Here is a 16,457-nt window from a genome sequence, read left to right as displayed (position 1 = left end):
TCGGGCGCCTGCTGCCGCCCGCCGACGGGCAGTCGGTCGCCGCGGTCTTGCCCATCGTCGGAGTTGGTGGGCTGAGACAGGTCGGAAGGGCGGCTTGTTGGCGGGGCGCTCATGCATCGCGCATGAGCGCCGCGTTGACGGCGTCGACACGCGCGTAGAGAAAGCTCTCGGTAACGACGCCCTCTCTTATTCCCCGGTCTCCGTGTGTGCCTCGGCCGACACCAGCTCCCAGGTTCCCGGGTCGAAGTGGGGCACCGTGCCCAAGGGCGCCCCACGTTGCTCCAGCGAGAACTTCCCCCAGGCAGCATGGAGCGACTCGTGCGGGTGGGGGCGTGTCCTTCAAGACTCCACCGGGGTGGAGCGGAAGCCCGTCGGGCCGCGTTGACGATGTGGACGATGTGGACGATGTGGACGAGGTTACCCGGCAACGGGAGAAGGGTGAGGCGGGCCGGCACAGGTCACGACGCCCGGACGTGCCGGAGGACCCCCGGTCGACCGGCCCCCTCACGCACCGGACTCGACCACGTCCTGTGTGCCGAGGACCGCGAGCAGATCGAGGAGGTCCGCGCTGTCGGTGCCCAGGGCCGGGGTGAACCACAGCAGGCGCTGTCGGCCGTCCTCGCTGAACAGGTTCAGGCAGTTGACCTCCACGACCCCGAGGGCGGGGTGCCGGATCCGCTTGCGGTCGTCGCGGCGGAACGCCACGTCGTGCTCGGCCCAGAGGGCGGCGAACTCCGGCGAGGCGTGCAGCAGGGTGCGGATCATCGAGGCGGCCTCGGTGTCCTTGGCGTCCCTGCGGGCGGCGGCCGCGCGGAGGTCGGCGACGAACGCCCGCGACTGGGTCGCATGGTCGGCCTCCGGGTAGAGCAGGCGTGCGTCGGGCTCGGTGAACCAACGGTGGACGAAGCTCACGCGCGGTCCGCGGAAGCCCGACTGGTCGCCGAGCAGTGCCACCGCGAGCCGGTTCTGCACGAGGGTGACGTGGAGGTCGGTGATGACCTGCGCGGGAGTGGACGGCATCCGCTGGAGCAGGTCGAGCATGCCGGGGTGGACGTGCGCGGTCACGCCGCCCGAGGCGGGCACGGGACGGTCCGCCAGCCGGTAGAGGTAATCACGCTCGTCGGCGGTCAGCCGCAGCGCCCGGGCCAGGGCGGCGATCATCTGTTCCGAAGGCTGGGAGCCGGCTCCGCGCTCGAGTTCGTTGTAGTAGTCCACCGATGCCCCGGCCAGCTGGGCGACCTCCTCCCGGCGCAGACCGGGCACCCGGCGCCGCGGGCCGGCGGGGAGACCCACGTCGGCCGGGCGGATGCGGTCCCGGCGCGACCGCAGGAATGCCCCGAGCTCGGTGTACTTCGCAGAACCCATGTGCACCATTCTGTGCCCGGCCGGGGCGCCGACCCAGGGGATGGCATCCCCTGGTTGCGCGGGCCGGGACCGCGCACCGTGGAGGCATGACTACGAATGACAGCCTTCGCGCACCGGACCCCGGGCGGGTCGCCGTCGTCACCGGCGGTTCGCGCGGCATCGGCCGCGCGGTGTCGCTCCAGCTCGCCCGCGAGGGTCTCGCGCTGGTGGTGAACTACGCCAGGGACACGACCTCGGCCGAGGAGACCGTGAAGGCGATCACGGCGGACGGCGGGAAGGCGATCGCCGTGCGGGCGGATGTGGCGGACGAGCACGCGGTCGCCGCGCTGTTCGACCGGGCGGAGCGGGAGTTCGGCCGCGTGGACGTGGTGGTCAACGCCGCCGGCCGCCTCGTCCTGTCGCCCGTCGCCGACCTCGATCTGGCCGCCCTTGACGCGATGCACCGCACCAACATCCGCGGCGCCTTCGTGGTGGCCCAGCAGGCCGCGCGGCGGCTGCGGCCCGGCGGCTCCTTCCTGGGCGTGTCGACCTCCGTGGTCGGAGCGCAGTTCCCCGCTTACGGCGCGTACGTGGCGAGCAAGGCCGCCGTCGAGTCGATGACCCTGATCCTCGCCCGCGAGCTGCGCGGCCGGGACATCACGGTGAACACCGTAGCCCCCGGCCCCACGGCCACCGACCTGTTCCTCGACGGCAAGACGCCGGAGGAGATCGACCGGCTCGCGAAGACCCCGCCGCTGGAGCGGCTGGGCACCCCGGAGGACATCGCCCGGGTCGCCGCCTTCCTCACCGGCCCGGCGGGGCACTGGGTGAACGGGCAGGTCGTGCGGGCCAACGGCGGAATGGTGTGAGCACCCGGCCGGCCGCCGTGCCGGCCGTCCAAGACCCGCAGGCCACCTGTGGCCGACCGGCCACCCCAGCCCCGTCGCTGTCCAGGACCCCCCGGCGGCCCCTGAGAACGTCCGTGCGGCGCCCGTACCGCGTTCGCAGCCTCTTCCAGAGCTACCAAGGAGTACCACTCATGCCTTTCGCCCACTTCAAGGTCCCCGCCGACACCCTCAGCCCCGACGACAAGAGGAAGATCGTCGAGCGCACCACCGACCTGTACGCCGAGATCTACGGTGAACGCGCCCGCGCCACCACTGTGGTGCTCGTCGACGAGGTCGCCGACGGAGGCTGGGGCGTAGGCGGTCACGTCCTCACGGCCGCCCTGCTCAACGGCGACGCCTGACCCGTGGCCGCCGGCGGGCACGGACCCTACCCGCGCCCGCCGGCGCCACAGGCTCACGCCGCCTTCCGCACCCGCTCCGCGTGCCCCCGGACGATGTCCGCGTACCGGTGTCCCGAGCCCTTGATCGTGCGGGCCTGGGTGGCGTAGTCGACGTGGACCAGGCCGAAGCGCTTGTCGTAGCCGTACGCCCACTCGAAGTTGTCCAGCAGGGACCAGGCGAAGTAGCCGGCCAGCGGGGCGCCCTTGCGGGCGGCGGAGGCGCAGGCGGCCACGTGCCGGGTGAGGTAGTCCTGGCGCTCCGGGTCGTCGACGGTGCCGTCGGGGCGGACGACGTCGGGGAAGGCGGAGCCGTTCTCGGTGACGTAGAGCTTGCGGGCGCCGTACTCCTCGGTGAGCCGCAGGAGCAGGGCCTCGATGCCGCCCGCGTCGATCTCCCAGTCCATGCCGGTGCGGGGGACGCCGTCGCGGCGCACGAAGGCGGCGCGGGGGGCCGGGCCCTCGGGGTCGTCGGCGACCACCTGCGGGAAGTAGTAGTTCAGGCCGAGCCAGTCGAGCGGGGCCGCGATGGTCTCCAGGTCGCCGGGGCGTTCGGGGAGGTCGACGCCGTAGACCTCGCGCATGTCCTCGGGGAAGCCGCGGCCGTGGACCGGGTCGAGCCACCAGCGGTTGGTGTGGCCGTCCATGCGGACGGCGGCGGCGTGGTCCTCGGGGCTGTCGCTCGCCGCGTGGATGGTGGAGAGGTTGTTGACGATGCCGACCTGGGCGCCGGGGGCGGCGGCGCGGATGGCGCGGGCGGCGAGGCCGTGGCCGAGCAGCAGGTGGTAGGAGGCGCGGACGGCCGCGGTGAGGTCGGTCCAGCCGGGGGCCATCTTGCCCTCGAGGTGGCCGATCCAGGCGGAGCACAGCGGCTCGTTGAGGGTGGCCCAGTGGTGGACGCGGTCGCCGAGGCGTTCGGCGACGGCGGAGGCGTACGCGGCGAAGTGCTCGGCGGTGTCGCGCTCGGGCCAACCGCCGCGGTCCTGGAGGGTCTGGGGCAGGTCCCAGTGGTAGAGGGTGACCGACGGGGTGATGCCGGCGTCGAGCAGGCCGTCGACCAGCCGGTCGTAGAAGGCCAGGCCCTTGGCGTTGACCGGGCCGTCGCCGCCGGGCACCACGCGCGGCCAGGCGACGGACAGCCGGTAGGCGTTGGTGCCGAGGCGGCGCATCAGGCCGATGTCCTCGCGCCAGCGGTGGTAGTGGTCGCAGGCGGTGTCGCCGTGGTGGTCGTTGTCGATCCGGCCGGGGGTGTGCGAGAAGGTGTCCCAGATCGACGGAGAACGGCCGTCCTCCGCCACGGCGCCCTCGATCTGGTAGGCCGAGGTGGCCGTGCCCCACAGGAAGTCGTCGGGGAGGGCGGCGTAGTCGATGGTCACGAAGGTCCTTTCGGGGTCGGTCACTTGACGGCTCCTGCCGTCAGGCCGGCGACGAGGTAGCGCTGCAGGAGCAGGAATCCGGCGACCACGGGGACGCTGACTACGAGGGAGGCGGCCATGATCTGGTTCCAGTACACGTCGTTGAGGGTGGAGTAGCCCTGGAGGCCGACCGCCAGGGTGCGGGTGGTGTCGTTGGTCATCACCGACGCGAAGAGGACCTCGCCCCAGGCGGTCATGAAGGCGTAGACGGCGACCGCGACGATGCCGGGTACGGCCGCCGGGACGACGACGCGGAACAGCGCGCCGAGCGGGCCGCAGCCGTCCACGAGCGCCGCCTCGTCCAGGTCGCGGGGGACCGAGTCGAAGTAGCCGATCAGCATCCAGATGGAGAACGGCAGGGAGAAGGTCAGGTACGTCAGGATCAGGCCGCCGCGGGAGCCGAACAGGGCGATGCCGGTGGCGTTGCCGATGTTGACGTAGATGAGGAACAGCGGGAGCAGGAACAGGATGCCGGGGAACATCTGCGTCGACAGCACCGTCACCGTGAAGACGCGTTTGCCGCGGAAGGAGTAGCGGCTGACGGCGTATGCGGAGAACACCGCGATCACCACCGAGCAGACGGTGGCCGCGCCCGCCACGATCAGCGAGTTCACGAAGTAGCGGCCGAGCGGGACGGTGGACCAGATGTCGATGTACGGGCGGATCGTCAGCTCGGTCGGCAGCCAGCGGAACGCGCCGGTGACGTCGGCGAGCGGCTTCAGCGAGCTGGACACCATGACGTAGACCGGGACCAGGACGAAGCCGGTGAGCAGGGTGAGGAAGATCCGCCGGGTCCAGAGGAACGAGCGGGGCGGGGCCATCGGGGACCGGGGCAGGCTCATGAGGCGGTCCTCCGTCCGCGTGAGGTGAGGGCGAGGTAGGCGCCCGTGACGACGAGCAGGAACAGCAGGAGCAGCACGGACATCGCGGACCCGGTGCCGAAGTTCCAGGTGACGAAGGACGCCTGGTAGATGTGCACGGAGATGAGGTCGGCGGCCTCGGGCGCGCTCTTGCCGAAGAGGACATAGGGGGTGTTGAAGTCGTTGAACGTCCACAGGAACAGGACGAGGACCAGCACCTGGTTGACGGGGCGGAGCGACGGCAGGGTGATGCGGCGGATCTGCTGGATCATGCCGGCGCCGTCGAGGGCGGCGGCCTCGTACAGTTCGCGCGGGATGTTCTGCAGTCCGGCCATGACGATGAGGAAGGCGAACGGCCAGCCCTTCCACACCGACACGGTCAGCAGCGCGACGAAGCTGTTGTCACCGATCAGCCAGAAGGAGGGCTTGTCGGTGATGCCGAGCTGGTCGTGCAGGACGTGGTTCACCAGGCCGTTGTCGTGCTGGAACATGAACACCCAGGTGATGACGGCCGCGTAGACCGGCAGGGCGTACGGCACCAGGAACAGGGCGCGCAGGAGGCCGCGGCCGCGGAAGGTGTCCTGCATGTAGACGGCTGCGGCCGTGCCGATCAGCCAGCACAGGCCGACGGACAGCAGGGTGAAGGCGATCGTGACGAGGAACGAGTGGAGCAGGGCCTTGCCGACGGGGGCGTCGAAGTCGACCGACACCGCGTAGTTGTCGAGACCGGCCCAGGGGGCGGTGCCCCAGTCGCGGATGTAGAACTGGGTGAGTTCCTTGAAGCTCATCACGATGCCGATGACCATCGGCACCAGATGCACGAGGAGTTCGAGGAGCAGGGCGGGCAGGAGCAGCAGGTAGGGCAGTCCGATGCGGCGCAGCCGCCCGGTGCGGCGGCGGGGGCCGCGCGCCGCACCGGGGGGACTCTTGCGCACGGCGGCCTCAGCTGCGGGGGCAGTGGCAGTCATGGCGGTGTCGGGGCTCACTTCGTGGGCATCTGCTGCTGCGCCTTGGTGAGCGCGGCCTTCACCGAGTCGGTGGTCACGGGCCGGCCGGCGGCGGCGTCGGCGAACAGGTCCTTGACGGCGGTGCCGACGGCGGTCTCGAACTGGGACTCGTCGGGCACCTGTGGCAGGGCGACGGCGCTCTTGGCGAGGGTGTCCTTGAGGACGGCGTTGGACGGGGAGTTGAAGGCGGGGTCCTCCTGGGCGGCCTTCACCGGCGGGATGGAGCTGTAGGCGGTGTTGAGGATCTTCTGCTCGGCGTCGCTGGTCATGAACTTCACGAACTCACCGGCGCCGTCGAGGTTGTCGGTGTTCTTGAAGACGGCCAGGTTGATGCCGGCGACCATGGAGTTGACCTGCTTGCCGGCGCCGGGGGTGCCGGACTGCACGGGCACCGGGGCGATGCCGTAGGCGTCCTCGCTCATGCCCTGGGACTTCAGGTTGGCGGACGCGGACTGCCACAGCAGCATGCCCGTCTTGCCCTTGGCGAAGTCGCTGACCGACTGGTTCTGCGCGTACTCCGCGTTGCCCGGGGCGATGATCTTGTCCTTCGCCATGAGGTCGACGTACTGCTTGACCGCGGCGACGGCGCCGTCGCTCGTGAAGTCGGGCTTGCCGTCGGCGGTGAAGAAGTCGGCGCCGTGCTGCTTGGCGAACACGAAGGCGTGGTGGATGTTCTCGGAGGGGTTGGAGCCCTCCATGCCTATGCCCCACGTGCCGTCCTTGGACAGCTTCTTGCCGGCGGCGACCAGTTCGTCCCAGGTGGCGGGCGGGGCGTCGATGCCCGCGTCGGCGAACATCTGCTTGTTGTAGTAGAGGGCGTAGGCCATGGAGTAGAGCGGGACGGCGGCCGGGTCCTGGCCCTCGACTCCGGTGGAGCCGAGCGCGGAGTCGACGAAGCGGTCCTTGCCGCCGATCTTCTCGAACTGCGCCTCGTCCCACGGCAGGAGGGCGCCGGTCGCCTGGAGCGAGGCGGACCAGGTGTTGCCGATGTTCAGCACGTCCGGGCCCTGGCCGGAGGTGGTGGCGGTGAGGATGCGGTTCAGCAGGTCGGACCAGGGCACGACCTCCAGCTTGACCTTGATGCCGGTCTGCTTCTCGAACTTGTCGAGCTCGGGCTGGAGGACCTTCTTGTCGACCTCGATGCTGGCGCCCTGGTTGGAGGCCCAGTAGGTCAGTTCCTTCGGCGAGTCGTTGGACCCGCCGCCCGTGCTCGAGCCGCCTCCGCAGGCCGAGGCGGCGAGTGCGAGAGACAGCATGACGGCGCCTGTGGCCGCGGCTCGGATACTGCGCATGGCTCCAGTTGTCCCTTTCCGGGGGCGTGAGGCGGCGCGTCCCTGGACGCGCACGGCACCGCCTCACGGCTTAATTTAGGACGTGAGTTAAACCCTCCGCGGGCGCTGCGTCAAGGGTTTGGACAGCGCGCGGTACGGGCCGGCCCTCGTTCCCCGCCGTCCGCCGCAGGCGGCCCTGACGCTCGGAAGCCACGGGCGGCCCCTCCCCGCCGGGACGACGAGGAGGAACCGCCGCACACGCGCTCTACCGAGCGCTACCGCGCGGTGGCGGGCGCCGGCGCGTAGCCGGTGGGCCGGCTGGTGAAGGTGCCGCGGCCCTGGGTGCGGCTGCGCAACCGGGTCGCGTAGCCGAAGAGTTCGGCCAGCGGCACGGTCGCGGTGACGACCGCCGCGCCCGCCCGGGTGGCCGAGCCGCCGACCCGGCCGCGGCGCGCGGCCAGGTCACCGAGCACGGAGCCCACCGCGTCCCGCGGCACGGTGACCGTGACCTCGGCGACCGGCTCAAGGAGCACCATCGCGCACGCCCGCAGGGCGTCCCGCAGCCCGAGCCGGCCCGCGGTGCGGAAGGCGGTGTCCGAGGAGTCCTTGACGTGCGTCGACCCGTCGGTGAGCGTCACCCGCAGACCCGTCACCGGGTGACCGCCCAGCGGGCCCTCGGTGAGCGCGTCCCGGCAGCCGGCCTCGACAGCACGGACGTACTCCTGCGGCACCCGGCCCCCGACGACCGTCGAACGGAACTCCAAGCCCCGCTCCGCGTCGTCCAGCGGCTCGACGTCGAGCACGACGTGCGCGAACTGGCCCGCGCCTCCGTCCTGTTTGACGTGCCGGTACACGACCCCGGACACACCACGGCCCACGGTCTCCCGGTGACTGACGCGCGGCCGGCCGACGGCGACACCCAGTCCGTGGTCGCTCCGGACGCGCTCCACCGCGACCTCCAGGTGCAGTTCGCCCATGCCGGACAGCACCGTCTGCCCCGTCTCGGCGTCGGTGCGCACGACCAGCGAGGGGTCCTCCTCGGCGAGCCGGGCCAGCGCCTGCGCCAGACGGCCGGTGTCGGTGCTCCGCAGCGCCTCGACCGCGACCGAGACGACGGGTTCGGCGACACCGGGCGGCTCCAGCACCAGCGGCACGTCCGGCGCGCACAGCGTGGTACCGGCGCGGGCGGACTTCAGCCCGACCACGGCGACGATGTCACCGGCGACGGCACGGTCCAGCCGCGCGTGCCGGTCGGCCCGGACGCGCAGGATGCGCCCGACGCGCTCGGTGCGGCCGGTGGTGGCGTCCCGCACGGTGTCCCCCTGTTCGACGGTGCCGGAATAGACGCGCAGGTAGGTGAGCCGTCCGGTGGCGGTGGCGTTCACCTTGAACGCGAGCGCGACCAGCGGCGCCTCCGGGTCGGCGGCCCGCTCCTGTTCGGTGCCGTCGTACGTGCCGCGCACCGCCGGCACGTCCAGCGGTGACGGCAGGTAGGCGAGCACGGCGTCCAGCAGCGGTTCGATCCCGCGGTTGCGGTAGGCCGAGCCGCACAGGACGACCACGGCCTCACCGCGGGCCGTCAGGTCCCGCAGGGCCGCCGTGAGCGTCCCGGTGCCGAGCGCGCCCGTGTCGCAGAACTCCTCCAGCGCGGCCGGGTGCAGTTCCGCCACGGCCTCCTCCAGCAGCCGCCGCCTGCGCGGCGCCTCCTCGCGCAGCGCGTCCGGCACCGGCGCCGGGTCACGGGCCTCACCGTCGTCGGTCCAGGTCAGGGTGCGCATGCCGATCAGGTCGACGACCCCGGTGAAGGCGCCCTCGGCCCCGACCGGCAGTTGCACGGCCAGCGGCACCGGGTGCAGCCGGTCCCGGATGGAGGCGACGGCGGCGTCGAGGTCGGCGCCGGCCCGGTCCATCTTGTTGACGAACGCGATGCGCGGGACGCCGTGCCGGTCCGCCTGCCGCCACACCGACTCACTCTGCGGCTCCACCCCGGCGACCGCGTCGAACACGGCGACGGCGCCGTCGAGGACGCGCAGGGAGCGCTCGACCTCGTCGGCGAAGTCGACGTGGCCCGGGGTGTCGATGAGGTTGATCCGGTGACCGTTCCAGGAGCAGCTCACGGCGGCGGAGAAGATGGTGATGCCGCGGTCGCGTTCCTGCGGGTCGAAGTCGGTGACGGTGGTGCCGTCGTGCACCTCGCCGCGCTTGTGGGTGGTGCCGGTGGCGTAGAGGATCCGCTCGGTGACGGTGGTCTTGCCGGCGTCGACGTGGGCGAGGATGCCGAGGTTGCGGACGACGGCGAGAAGGTCGGTGGTGCGCATGGCCCGTGGCCTTTCGGAGGGAACCGGAGAAGGGCAGCGCGATCTCCCCCGGACGCACGGCGCCGAGCACCCCTCGTCGGAGGGGTCGGGCCGGACGTGCGTCAGGGCATCCGGTACCGGCCGCGCAGCGGGCACCGGGCGGCCGGAGACACCAGGATCACCACGGTCCGGCGGGACCGGGAACGGGGAGCGGCAGCAGCGGTGTGGTCACGCACGGCCCTGACTCCCCTCCCTGGTCGGTGCGCGCGGCCCGGAAGCGGGCGGCGCCTGCCCGCTGAGTGTAGGGAGACGGGTCCCCACGAGGCCACATATTTTCCGCGCCCAGGTCAGACCGAATTCGTCTCATATCTTGGTACGCCGTTCCTGAGGCATGAGACTTCTGACAGTGTGGAGCGATCGTTCCCCGTGGAAAGACCGTGAAATGCCCGCACCAACCACCAGTCCGGCCCCGGCTCCCGTCAACTCGCGTTCGCGCGTCCTCATCGCCAGCCTCATCGGCACGACGATCGAGTTCTACGACTTCTACATCTACGCGACCGCCGCCGTACTGGTCTTCCCCACGCTCTTCTTCCCCAGCAGCGACCCCACCACGGCACTGCTCTCGTCCTTCGCGGTGTTCGGCGCCGCGATGGTCGCCCGGCCGATCGGCGCGGTGGTCTTCGGCCACCTCGGCGACCGCCTCGGCCGCAAGGGAACGCTCGTGGCGTCCCTGCTCACCATGGGCATCGCCACCTTCCTCATCGGCGTCCTGCCCACCTACGCGCAGGCCGGCTGGGTCGCGACCGCGCTGCTGGTGCTGATGCGGCTGGCGCAGGGCTTCGCGCTCGGCGGCGAGTGGAGCGGCGCGGCCCTTGTCGCCACCGAGAACGCCCCGAAGGGCAAGCGCGCCCTCTACGGCACCTTCCCGCAACTGGGCGCCCCGCTGGGCTTCATCATCGGCAACGGTCTGTTCCTGGCCATCGGCGCGCTGCTGCCGTCCGCGGCCGGCGCCGACCCCTCCAAGCCGTCCGAGGCCTTCCTGAACTGGGGCTGGCGCATCCCGTTCCTGTTCTCGGCGGTGATGGTCGCGATCGGCCTGTGGGTGCGGATGCGCCTGGTCGAGGCGCCGGTGTTCGCCAAGACGCGCGAGGCGGGGCTGGTCCGCAAGCTGCCGCTGGCGACGGTCTTCCGCAACCACTGGAAGCAACTGGTCCTCGGCACGTTCTTCATGCTGGCGACGTACGTGCTCTTCTATCTGATGACGACGTTCTCACTGAGCTACGGCCGTACGGCCGAGGACGCCGACGTGCCGGGACTGGGCTACGACTACACGACGTTCGTACTGATGATGATCTTCGGTGTGCTGTTCTTCGCGGCGTTCACCCTGATCTCCGGCCCGCTCGCGGACCGTTACGGCCGGCGTGCCACGCTGATCGCGGTCACCGCCGGGATCCTGGTGTTCGGTCTCGTCTGGGTGCCGCTGATCGGCCTGGGCACGGTCGGCGTGGTGCTGTGGCTGGTGTTCGGCTTCACGCTGATGGGCATGACGTTCGGCCCGATGGGCGCGCTGCTGCCGGAACTCTTCCCGACGAGCGTGCGCTACACGGGCTCCGGCATCTCCTACAACGTCAGCTCGATCCTCGGCGCGGCCGTCGCCCCCTTCATAGCGGTGGCCCTGTGGGAGGCCGGCGACGGCTCCCCATGGCTGGTCGGCGTCTACCTGTCCTCGATGGCCCTGCTGACGCTGGTGGCGCTGCTGCTGGGGCGGGAGACGAAGGATGTGGGGCTGGAGGAGGGCGAGGCCGCCGAGGCGACGGCCCGCGAGAAGGCTGCTGTCAGCGCGGCGACTTCCTGAGCTTTCCCCGCACCACTGAGGCCCTCCGCGTCCGATACCCGGACGCGGAGGGCCTCTGCGTACCGTTCCCGTGCGGCGCGTCGGCACCAGAAACGTCAGCCGTGGCCGGACCGGCCGGAGTCGCCTGGTCGCCACTCTCTACGGAATAACCAGCCGGCGTCGGCCATCACCTGACGTGGAAACCGAAGACGTGGTGGGCGCCGGCCCCGGCGAAGGGGGCCAGGGTGTGGGGCGGGAGTACTGCGACGTCCCATCCCAGGTTCGTCTGCCAGAAGACGACCACCTCGTGGGCACCCGAGGAGAAGGAGGTGACCCCGCCCTGTCCGAGCGAAACGTCACCGCGTCCTGTCCAGCACCGGCTGAGCTCCGTGCCGTTCTCCAGGTACGTCACCCGCACGGCATCCGTGCCCGCGCCACAGTCGATCTCCTCGGTCGCCAAGGCCGGGGCTGCCGGGAGCGCGAGGCTCATGGCGACGGCCGCCACGGCACCCAGCGCCAGCTTCCTGGGCAGGCTCTTCATAGTCGTGGTTCCTTCCGGTCGGAGCTCCGATGAGCACAGCTTTAGATGAACCATCAACCATCAAAGGCGTTCACTCAACGGTGCGGGAGGAACTCCCCGCAAGCTGGCCGACAATGGTGCATGCGAGTCTCACGGACCGGAGCACCGGACATCGTGATGATCGGCCGGCCTCTGAGCGCACCACGCCCATCGGCGCGGCGCACTGCCCGTGCCTCACACCGGCAGTGCGTGCAGGGCGGTGCCGTGCAGGGCGAAGAGGCGTTCGCCGTCGGTGGCCGCCAGCCAGGCGTGGTGGTCACCGCTGCCGTCGTTGAACGTCCAGCGCACGTCACCGGTCTTCGCGTCCATGGCGATGATGCCGCCCTTCGCGTCCAGGTCCGTGCCACCGAAGAGGGTGTCCCCCACCTTGACGTACTGGCGCGGCACCTGGAGTCCCGCGTCGGCGAGGGCCGTCGACTGCCAGAGGATCTTGCCCGTTCGAGGGTCGACCGCCCGCAACGTCCGTGCGCTGTCGGCGATGTACAGCACGTCCTCCAGCACGGCCGGTTCCTTGAAGAGGTCCAACTCCGACGACTTCAGGGTCCATTTCTCGGTGCCGTCGGAGAGGTCGAAGGCCTGAAGGACACTCCCCTGCGGGACGATGACCAGGTCCTCGTGCACGGCGAAGAAGCCGCAGTTCGTCTTCGTGGTCTTCCGTGTCCACACCTGTCCGCCGGTGGCGGTGTCGCGGACGGTGAGGTTCTTCCTGAAGTCGGTGTAGACGAGGTGGCGGCCGCGGACGGCGGCGTGAATGCCGTTCTGCATGGTGCCCAGGTCGCGCTGTTCCTTCCAGGCGATCCTGCCGGTGCCGCTGTCGAGGGCCGCGATGACGTTGGTCTTCGACGACCCGTCGTCCTCGAGGATTTCGGCGACGACGTACACCTGCGTCTCGTCCACCGCGACGGGCCGGGGCTGCCGGTAGCCCGTGCCCAGGCGGCTGCGCCAGGTCTCCTTGCCCGAGGCCGGGTCGTATCCGGTGACGGTGCCGTCGTACCGACTGCCGGCCAGGTACAGCGTGTCCTTGCCGAGCAGCAGGGGCGCGCCGGGGATCACGCCGCCCGGCAGGGACCACTTCTGCTTACCGGTCGCGGTGTCGAGGGCTGCCAGCGGGCTGCCGCTGGCGAGCACGACACCGGCGGCGACCACGAGTTCGTCGTTGTCCCCGTACGTCTCCGCGGAGGTCGTCTTCGTCCACAGCGGCTTCGGGGCCTTGCCGCCCCCGCCCGTAGCGCTGTCGCCGGGCTTCTCGTCCTCACCCTTCGGCTTCTCGCCGCCGGCGCTTGCCGGGTCCTCGGCCTCCACCGCGCCGTCGTCGCAGCCGACCGCGCCGGCGGTCAGGGTGGCCAGCGTGAGACCCCCGGCGGCCAACCGCAGCAGACGCCGACGGGAGGAGAACCCCGGCTCCCCCGGCGTTCTGTCGTCCGACGTGCTGTTTCGCTCGGCCATTTCGCCGTACCCCCGTGAGCGTCAGGAACATGAACGTGCGGGCCACGCCGTACCGAACATACAGGCGGGTGCCCCTGTGACCTGGAACGTTAGCCGGGCTCCTGCGATGTCCCCACGACGGGATCGCGACCGGGACAGCACCGTGAAGCATTCGAGACGTGCCAGGCACACCCTCGGAACCACGGAGTCCTCAGCTCAGTCCTGTTGTCAGTCCCCCGTCCTAAGGTGAAGCCGTCATCTGGACGGACCAGAGTCCATCCCGGCGTTCACGCTGTGGGTGGACACGTCCGCCTGCGGAAAAGGGCGTTGGGGAGCTCCCCGGCGGCTGAGGGGGAAAGGGATGGACGCGATGAGCGCCACGGTGAAGGACCGGCTCAAGAAGCACTTCGTGAACCACGTCGCTCTCGTCATCGACAAGTCCGGTTCGATGCGAGGCCACTCCGAGCAACTCGTGCGTGTGGTGGACGAGTTCGTGAAGGGGTTGGCGGAGGAGTCGGACCGGCTCGGGCACGAGACCCGGATCAGCTTGTACGCCTTCGACCACCTGGTGGAGAACCTGGTGTGGGACATGGACGTCAAGCACCTGCCGTCCATGCGCGGCCTGTACACCGTCGAGAACGGTGCGACGGCACTGATCCAGGCGTCGGTGAAGGCACTCGACGACCTCGGTCACATCTGGGAGGAGTACGGCGAGCACAGCTTTCTCCAGGTCGTCGTCACCGACGGCGAGGAGAACGCCTCCGGCGCCGACACGACCGGCGCGCGCCACGACCTCCTGCCCGACGGCCGCGCCGTCCTGGACGAGTGGCGTGGCCGCATCGCGGACAAGATGAACACCCTGCCGGACCACTGGACCTCCGCCATCATGGTGCCGAACTCCCTGGCCAAGCGCACAGCCCAGCAGTACGGCTTCCCGACGGGCAACATCTCGATCTGGGACGCGGACTCCGACCAGGGCGTCGAGGAGGCGATCGGTGCGGTCAAGACCGCCGCCACGAGGTTCCTGCGCGACCGCGAGCAGGGCGTGCGCGGCACCCGGAACCTCTTCGCGATGGGCGAGGACCTGAGCGCGGCGGACGTGACGTCGAACCTCCAGGCCCTCGACGCCGGCAAGTACGTGCTGATCCCGGTGGACCAGGCCACGTCGATCCGCGACTTCGTCACCAGCGCCGGGCATCCGTACAAGACCGGCTGCGCGTTCTACGAGTTGTCCAAGCGCGAGAAGATCCAGGCCCGCAAGCAGATAGCGGTGGCGGAGAAGGACCCGGCCACCGGCCGCATGACCGGGAAGGTGTTCACCGGTCCCGCCGCCCGTCAGCTCCTCGGCCTGCCGTCGACGGAGGTCACGGTGACGCCGGGGAGCAACGAGGCCTACACGGTGTTCGTCCAGTCGACCTCGGTCAACCGCAAGCTGGTCCCGGGGACCAAGCTGCTCGTCCTGCTGTGACGGTGGTGCCGCGCCCCCTTCATGATCCACAATCAGCCGGCACACCTCAGGAGGTTCTTCCGTGCCCTCGCTCCATGACATCGCCACCTGGCAGCCCCTGCTGCGCCTTTTGCACGCCGCGCACGCGGACACCCTCTGCGCGCCCGGCGGGCACGTCTCAGGGCAGATCGGTCCCGGTGCGTGGAGTGTTCCCCTCCCGTACCGGCCCCCGCAGCCGGGGCGTGCCTCACTGGTCTCGGACAACCAGGACGAGTTCGACGCCGTGGGCCTGGTCGTCGAGGCGCTCAAGGAGGACGGGAGCAGTGGGGTCTCCTTCGTCGTGGAGGCCGCGTCCACGCCCGGTGGTGTCCGGCTGCACCTGATCGAATCGAGCTCCTCCACCGAGCCGGGCATCGCGACCGCGCACCCCGGCGCGCTCCTCCTCGCGGACGGGGCACTGCCCGAGCCGGTGCGCCGCCTGCCCGATCCGGTGCCGGACGCGGTGCCGGCTGCGTCGGCGGACGTGGAACTGCTGCGGCGCACTCTGCGCGAGCGGCTCCCGGACGCGGTGGGGGCCACCGAGGAGGAGATCGCGGCGGCCGAGGCGCGCCTCGGCGTGCCGCTGCCGCCCGAACTGCGGGCCCTGTACCAGGTCGTCCGTGGCCGGTACGAGGACTGGGACGACTCCCGGGACCCGTACGACATCATCGGCTGCGAGCTGTTCCCCCTCGGCGAGGTGTACGTCGCCGACGCCGCGTCCCGGCACGTGCTGTGGCGGTTCGGCGCCATGGAGGCGGTCGAGACGGGTCCCGAGGACTCCGTGCAGCAGCTCGTCGGTTCGCCGGGCTGGATCGTCTTCGGTGACAACGGGGGCGGGGACCGTATCGCCGTCGACGTCACACCGGGGCCGGACGGGCACGTGGGACAGGTGATCATCATCGGCCACGAGGGGAACATCGGTGCCGGGCTGGTCGCCGATTCCCTCACCGACATGGTCGTCCACGGTCACTTCGGCGGCAGGCCGGTGCCGAGGGTCGAACGGCCCCCGCTCGTCGCCCATGTCAATCACGTCTCCGTTCCCAGCGTCGAGGCCGCCGCCCACCCGGGTCTGGAGGTCCTCAGCATCGGAGTGTGGAAGGAGAAGCCCCTCAGCCTCGCCCCGGTCTTCGGCCTGCCACGCCTGCGGACCCTCTGTGCGTACGAGGGGACTCTCGCCGATCCGTGCGAGATATCCCGGCTCACCCACCTCGAGTATCTGAGCCTCCCGCCTGCGGAGTGGCGCGTCCTTCTCGACGCGGGAGCCGTGCCCACCGGCCTCCTCGCCGCGGGGATCGAGGCCCGCCGGCAGCGGGACAACCCCTTGCAGATCATCGCCCTCGCCAACGAGATCCTCGTCCTCCACGGCCGATCGCCGATCACCGAGATCACAGTGCTGGAGGGGACGGCCTCATGAGACGGCCCGCCGGCCGGGGCCCGGAACGCCTCGAGGGCCCCGACCGTCTGGTCGGGGCCCTCGATGGAGCCAAGTGTCCGAGGGGGGACTTGAACCCCCACGCCCGATAAAGGGCACTAGCACCTCAAGCTAGCGCGTCTGCCATTCCGCCACCCGGACAAGGTGTCTGTCGCATGCGGGGTGGTCCCCGCGGCGACATGGACAACCATACCAAGGTTTCGCAGTGCCTTTCACCTGCG

Annotated in this window: 13 protein-coding genes and 1 tRNA gene; 5 read left to right on the top strand and 9 right to left on the bottom strand. The window is 70.7% G+C overall.

Going from position 1 to position 16,457, the window contains the following annotated elements:
* Nucleotides 1-504 precede the first annotated feature (504 nt).
* Entirely contained in the window at nt 505-1,365 is an 861-nt protein-coding gene (locus ACIF8S_RS20825; protein ID WP_400000702.1) for a helix-turn-helix transcriptional regulator, read from the bottom strand.
* 86 nt (nt 1,366-1,451) lie between these two features.
* On the opposite strand from ACIF8S_RS20825, the gene ACIF8S_RS20820 reads away from it, so the two are divergent.
* Both ACIF8S_RS20820 and ACIF8S_RS20815 read left to right on the top strand, forming a co-directional pair.
* Nucleotides 1,452-2,213, top strand: coding sequence for an SDR family oxidoreductase (locus tag ACIF8S_RS20820; protein ID WP_400000700.1), 762 nt, complete (start codon nt 1,452-1,454; stop codon nt 2,211-2,213).
* Between the two features lie 170 nt (nt 2,214-2,383).
* Nucleotides 2,384-2,593 carry a 4-oxalocrotonate tautomerase family protein gene (locus ACIF8S_RS20815; protein WP_231157778.1) on the top strand — a complete coding sequence of 70 codons (210 nt, stop codon included), beginning with the start codon at nt 2,384-2,386 and terminating at the stop codon, nt 2,591-2,593.
* A gap of 53 nt (nt 2,594-2,646) precedes the next feature.
* Here ACIF8S_RS20815 and ACIF8S_RS20810 read toward each other — a convergent pair whose 3' ends face one another.
* The 5 genes from ACIF8S_RS20810 to fusA all read right to left on the bottom strand — a co-directional run bounded on the left by ACIF8S_RS20810 (nt 2,647) and on the right by fusA (nt 9,500).
* Nucleotides 2,647-4,029 (bottom strand): GH1 family beta-glucosidase, encoded by a 1,383-nt coding sequence (locus tag ACIF8S_RS20810; protein ID WP_400000698.1) that lies wholly within the window; start codon nt 4,027-4,029, stop codon nt 2,647-2,649.
* Nucleotides 4,026-4,865, bottom strand: a complete 840-nt coding sequence (locus ACIF8S_RS20805) for a carbohydrate ABC transporter permease (RefSeq protein WP_349800424.1) — start codon at nt 4,863-4,865, stop codon at nt 4,026-4,028. Before ACIF8S_RS20805 ends, ACIF8S_RS20810 begins: the two co-directional genes overlap by 4 nt.
* A gap of 17 nt (nt 4,866-4,882) precedes the next feature.
* Nucleotides 4,883-5,872, bottom strand: a complete 990-nt coding sequence (locus tag ACIF8S_RS20800; RefSeq protein WP_400000696.1) for a carbohydrate ABC transporter permease — start codon at nt 5,870-5,872, stop codon at nt 4,883-4,885.
* Nucleotides 5,873-5,886: 14 nt separating this feature from the next.
* Nucleotides 5,887-7,203 (bottom strand): ABC transporter substrate-binding protein, encoded by a 1,317-nt coding sequence (locus ACIF8S_RS20795; RefSeq protein ID WP_400000694.1) that lies wholly within the window; start codon nt 7,201-7,203, stop codon nt 5,887-5,889.
* Nucleotides 7,204-7,457: 254 nt separating this feature from the next.
* A complete protein-coding gene (fusA, locus tag ACIF8S_RS20790; RefSeq protein ID WP_400000692.1) occupies nt 7,458-9,500 on the bottom strand; it encodes an elongation factor G in 2,043 nt (680 codons plus the stop codon).
* A gap of 421 nt (nt 9,501-9,921) precedes the next feature.
* Between fusA and ACIF8S_RS20785 the strand changes: the two genes are divergently transcribed.
* Nucleotides 9,922-11,334 carry an MFS transporter gene (locus ACIF8S_RS20785; RefSeq protein WP_400000691.1) on the top strand — a complete coding sequence of 471 codons (1,413 nt, stop codon included), beginning with the start codon at nt 9,922-9,924 and terminating at the stop codon, nt 11,332-11,334.
* A gap of 166 nt (nt 11,335-11,500) precedes the next feature.
* Here the strand turns inward: ACIF8S_RS20785 and ACIF8S_RS20780 are convergent, their stop codons facing one another.
* Nucleotides 11,501-11,854 (bottom strand): hypothetical protein, encoded by a 354-nt coding sequence (locus ACIF8S_RS20780; protein WP_400000690.1) that lies wholly within the window; start codon nt 11,852-11,854, stop codon nt 11,501-11,503.
* Nucleotides 11,855-12,067: 213 nt separating this feature from the next.
* On the bottom strand, nt 12,068-13,339 hold the full coding sequence (locus ACIF8S_RS20775; protein ID WP_400000688.1) for a PQQ-binding-like beta-propeller repeat protein: 1,272 nt from the start codon (nt 13,337-13,339) through the stop codon (nt 12,068-12,070).
* A gap of 340 nt (nt 13,340-13,679) precedes the next feature.
* Here ACIF8S_RS20775 and ACIF8S_RS20770 point away from each other — a divergent pair, with 340 nt between their 5' ends.
* Nucleotides 13,680-14,786, top strand: coding sequence for a VWA domain-containing protein (locus ACIF8S_RS20770; protein WP_400000686.1), 1,107 nt, complete (start codon nt 13,680-13,682; stop codon nt 14,784-14,786).
* Between the two features lie 61 nt (nt 14,787-14,847).
* Entirely contained in the window at nt 14,848-16,218 is a 1,371-nt protein-coding gene (locus ACIF8S_RS20765; protein WP_400000685.1) for an SMI1/KNR4 family protein, read from the top strand.
* Between the two features lie 74 nt (nt 16,219-16,292).
* On the opposite strand, the gene ACIF8S_RS20760 is transcribed toward ACIF8S_RS20765, so the two are convergent.
* Nucleotides 16,293-16,377: transfer RNA gene (locus tag ACIF8S_RS20760), tRNA-Leu, on the bottom strand.
* Nucleotides 16,378-16,457 lie beyond the last annotated feature (80 nt).

The sequence above is a fragment of the Streptomyces sp. NPDC085937 genome (assembly GCF_044540535.1).
GTDB lineage: Bacteria > Actinomycetota > Actinomycetes > Streptomycetales > Streptomycetaceae > Streptomyces.
Note: the sequence above shows the minus strand (reverse complement) of the source record. Positions and strands in the feature narration are given on the sequence as shown.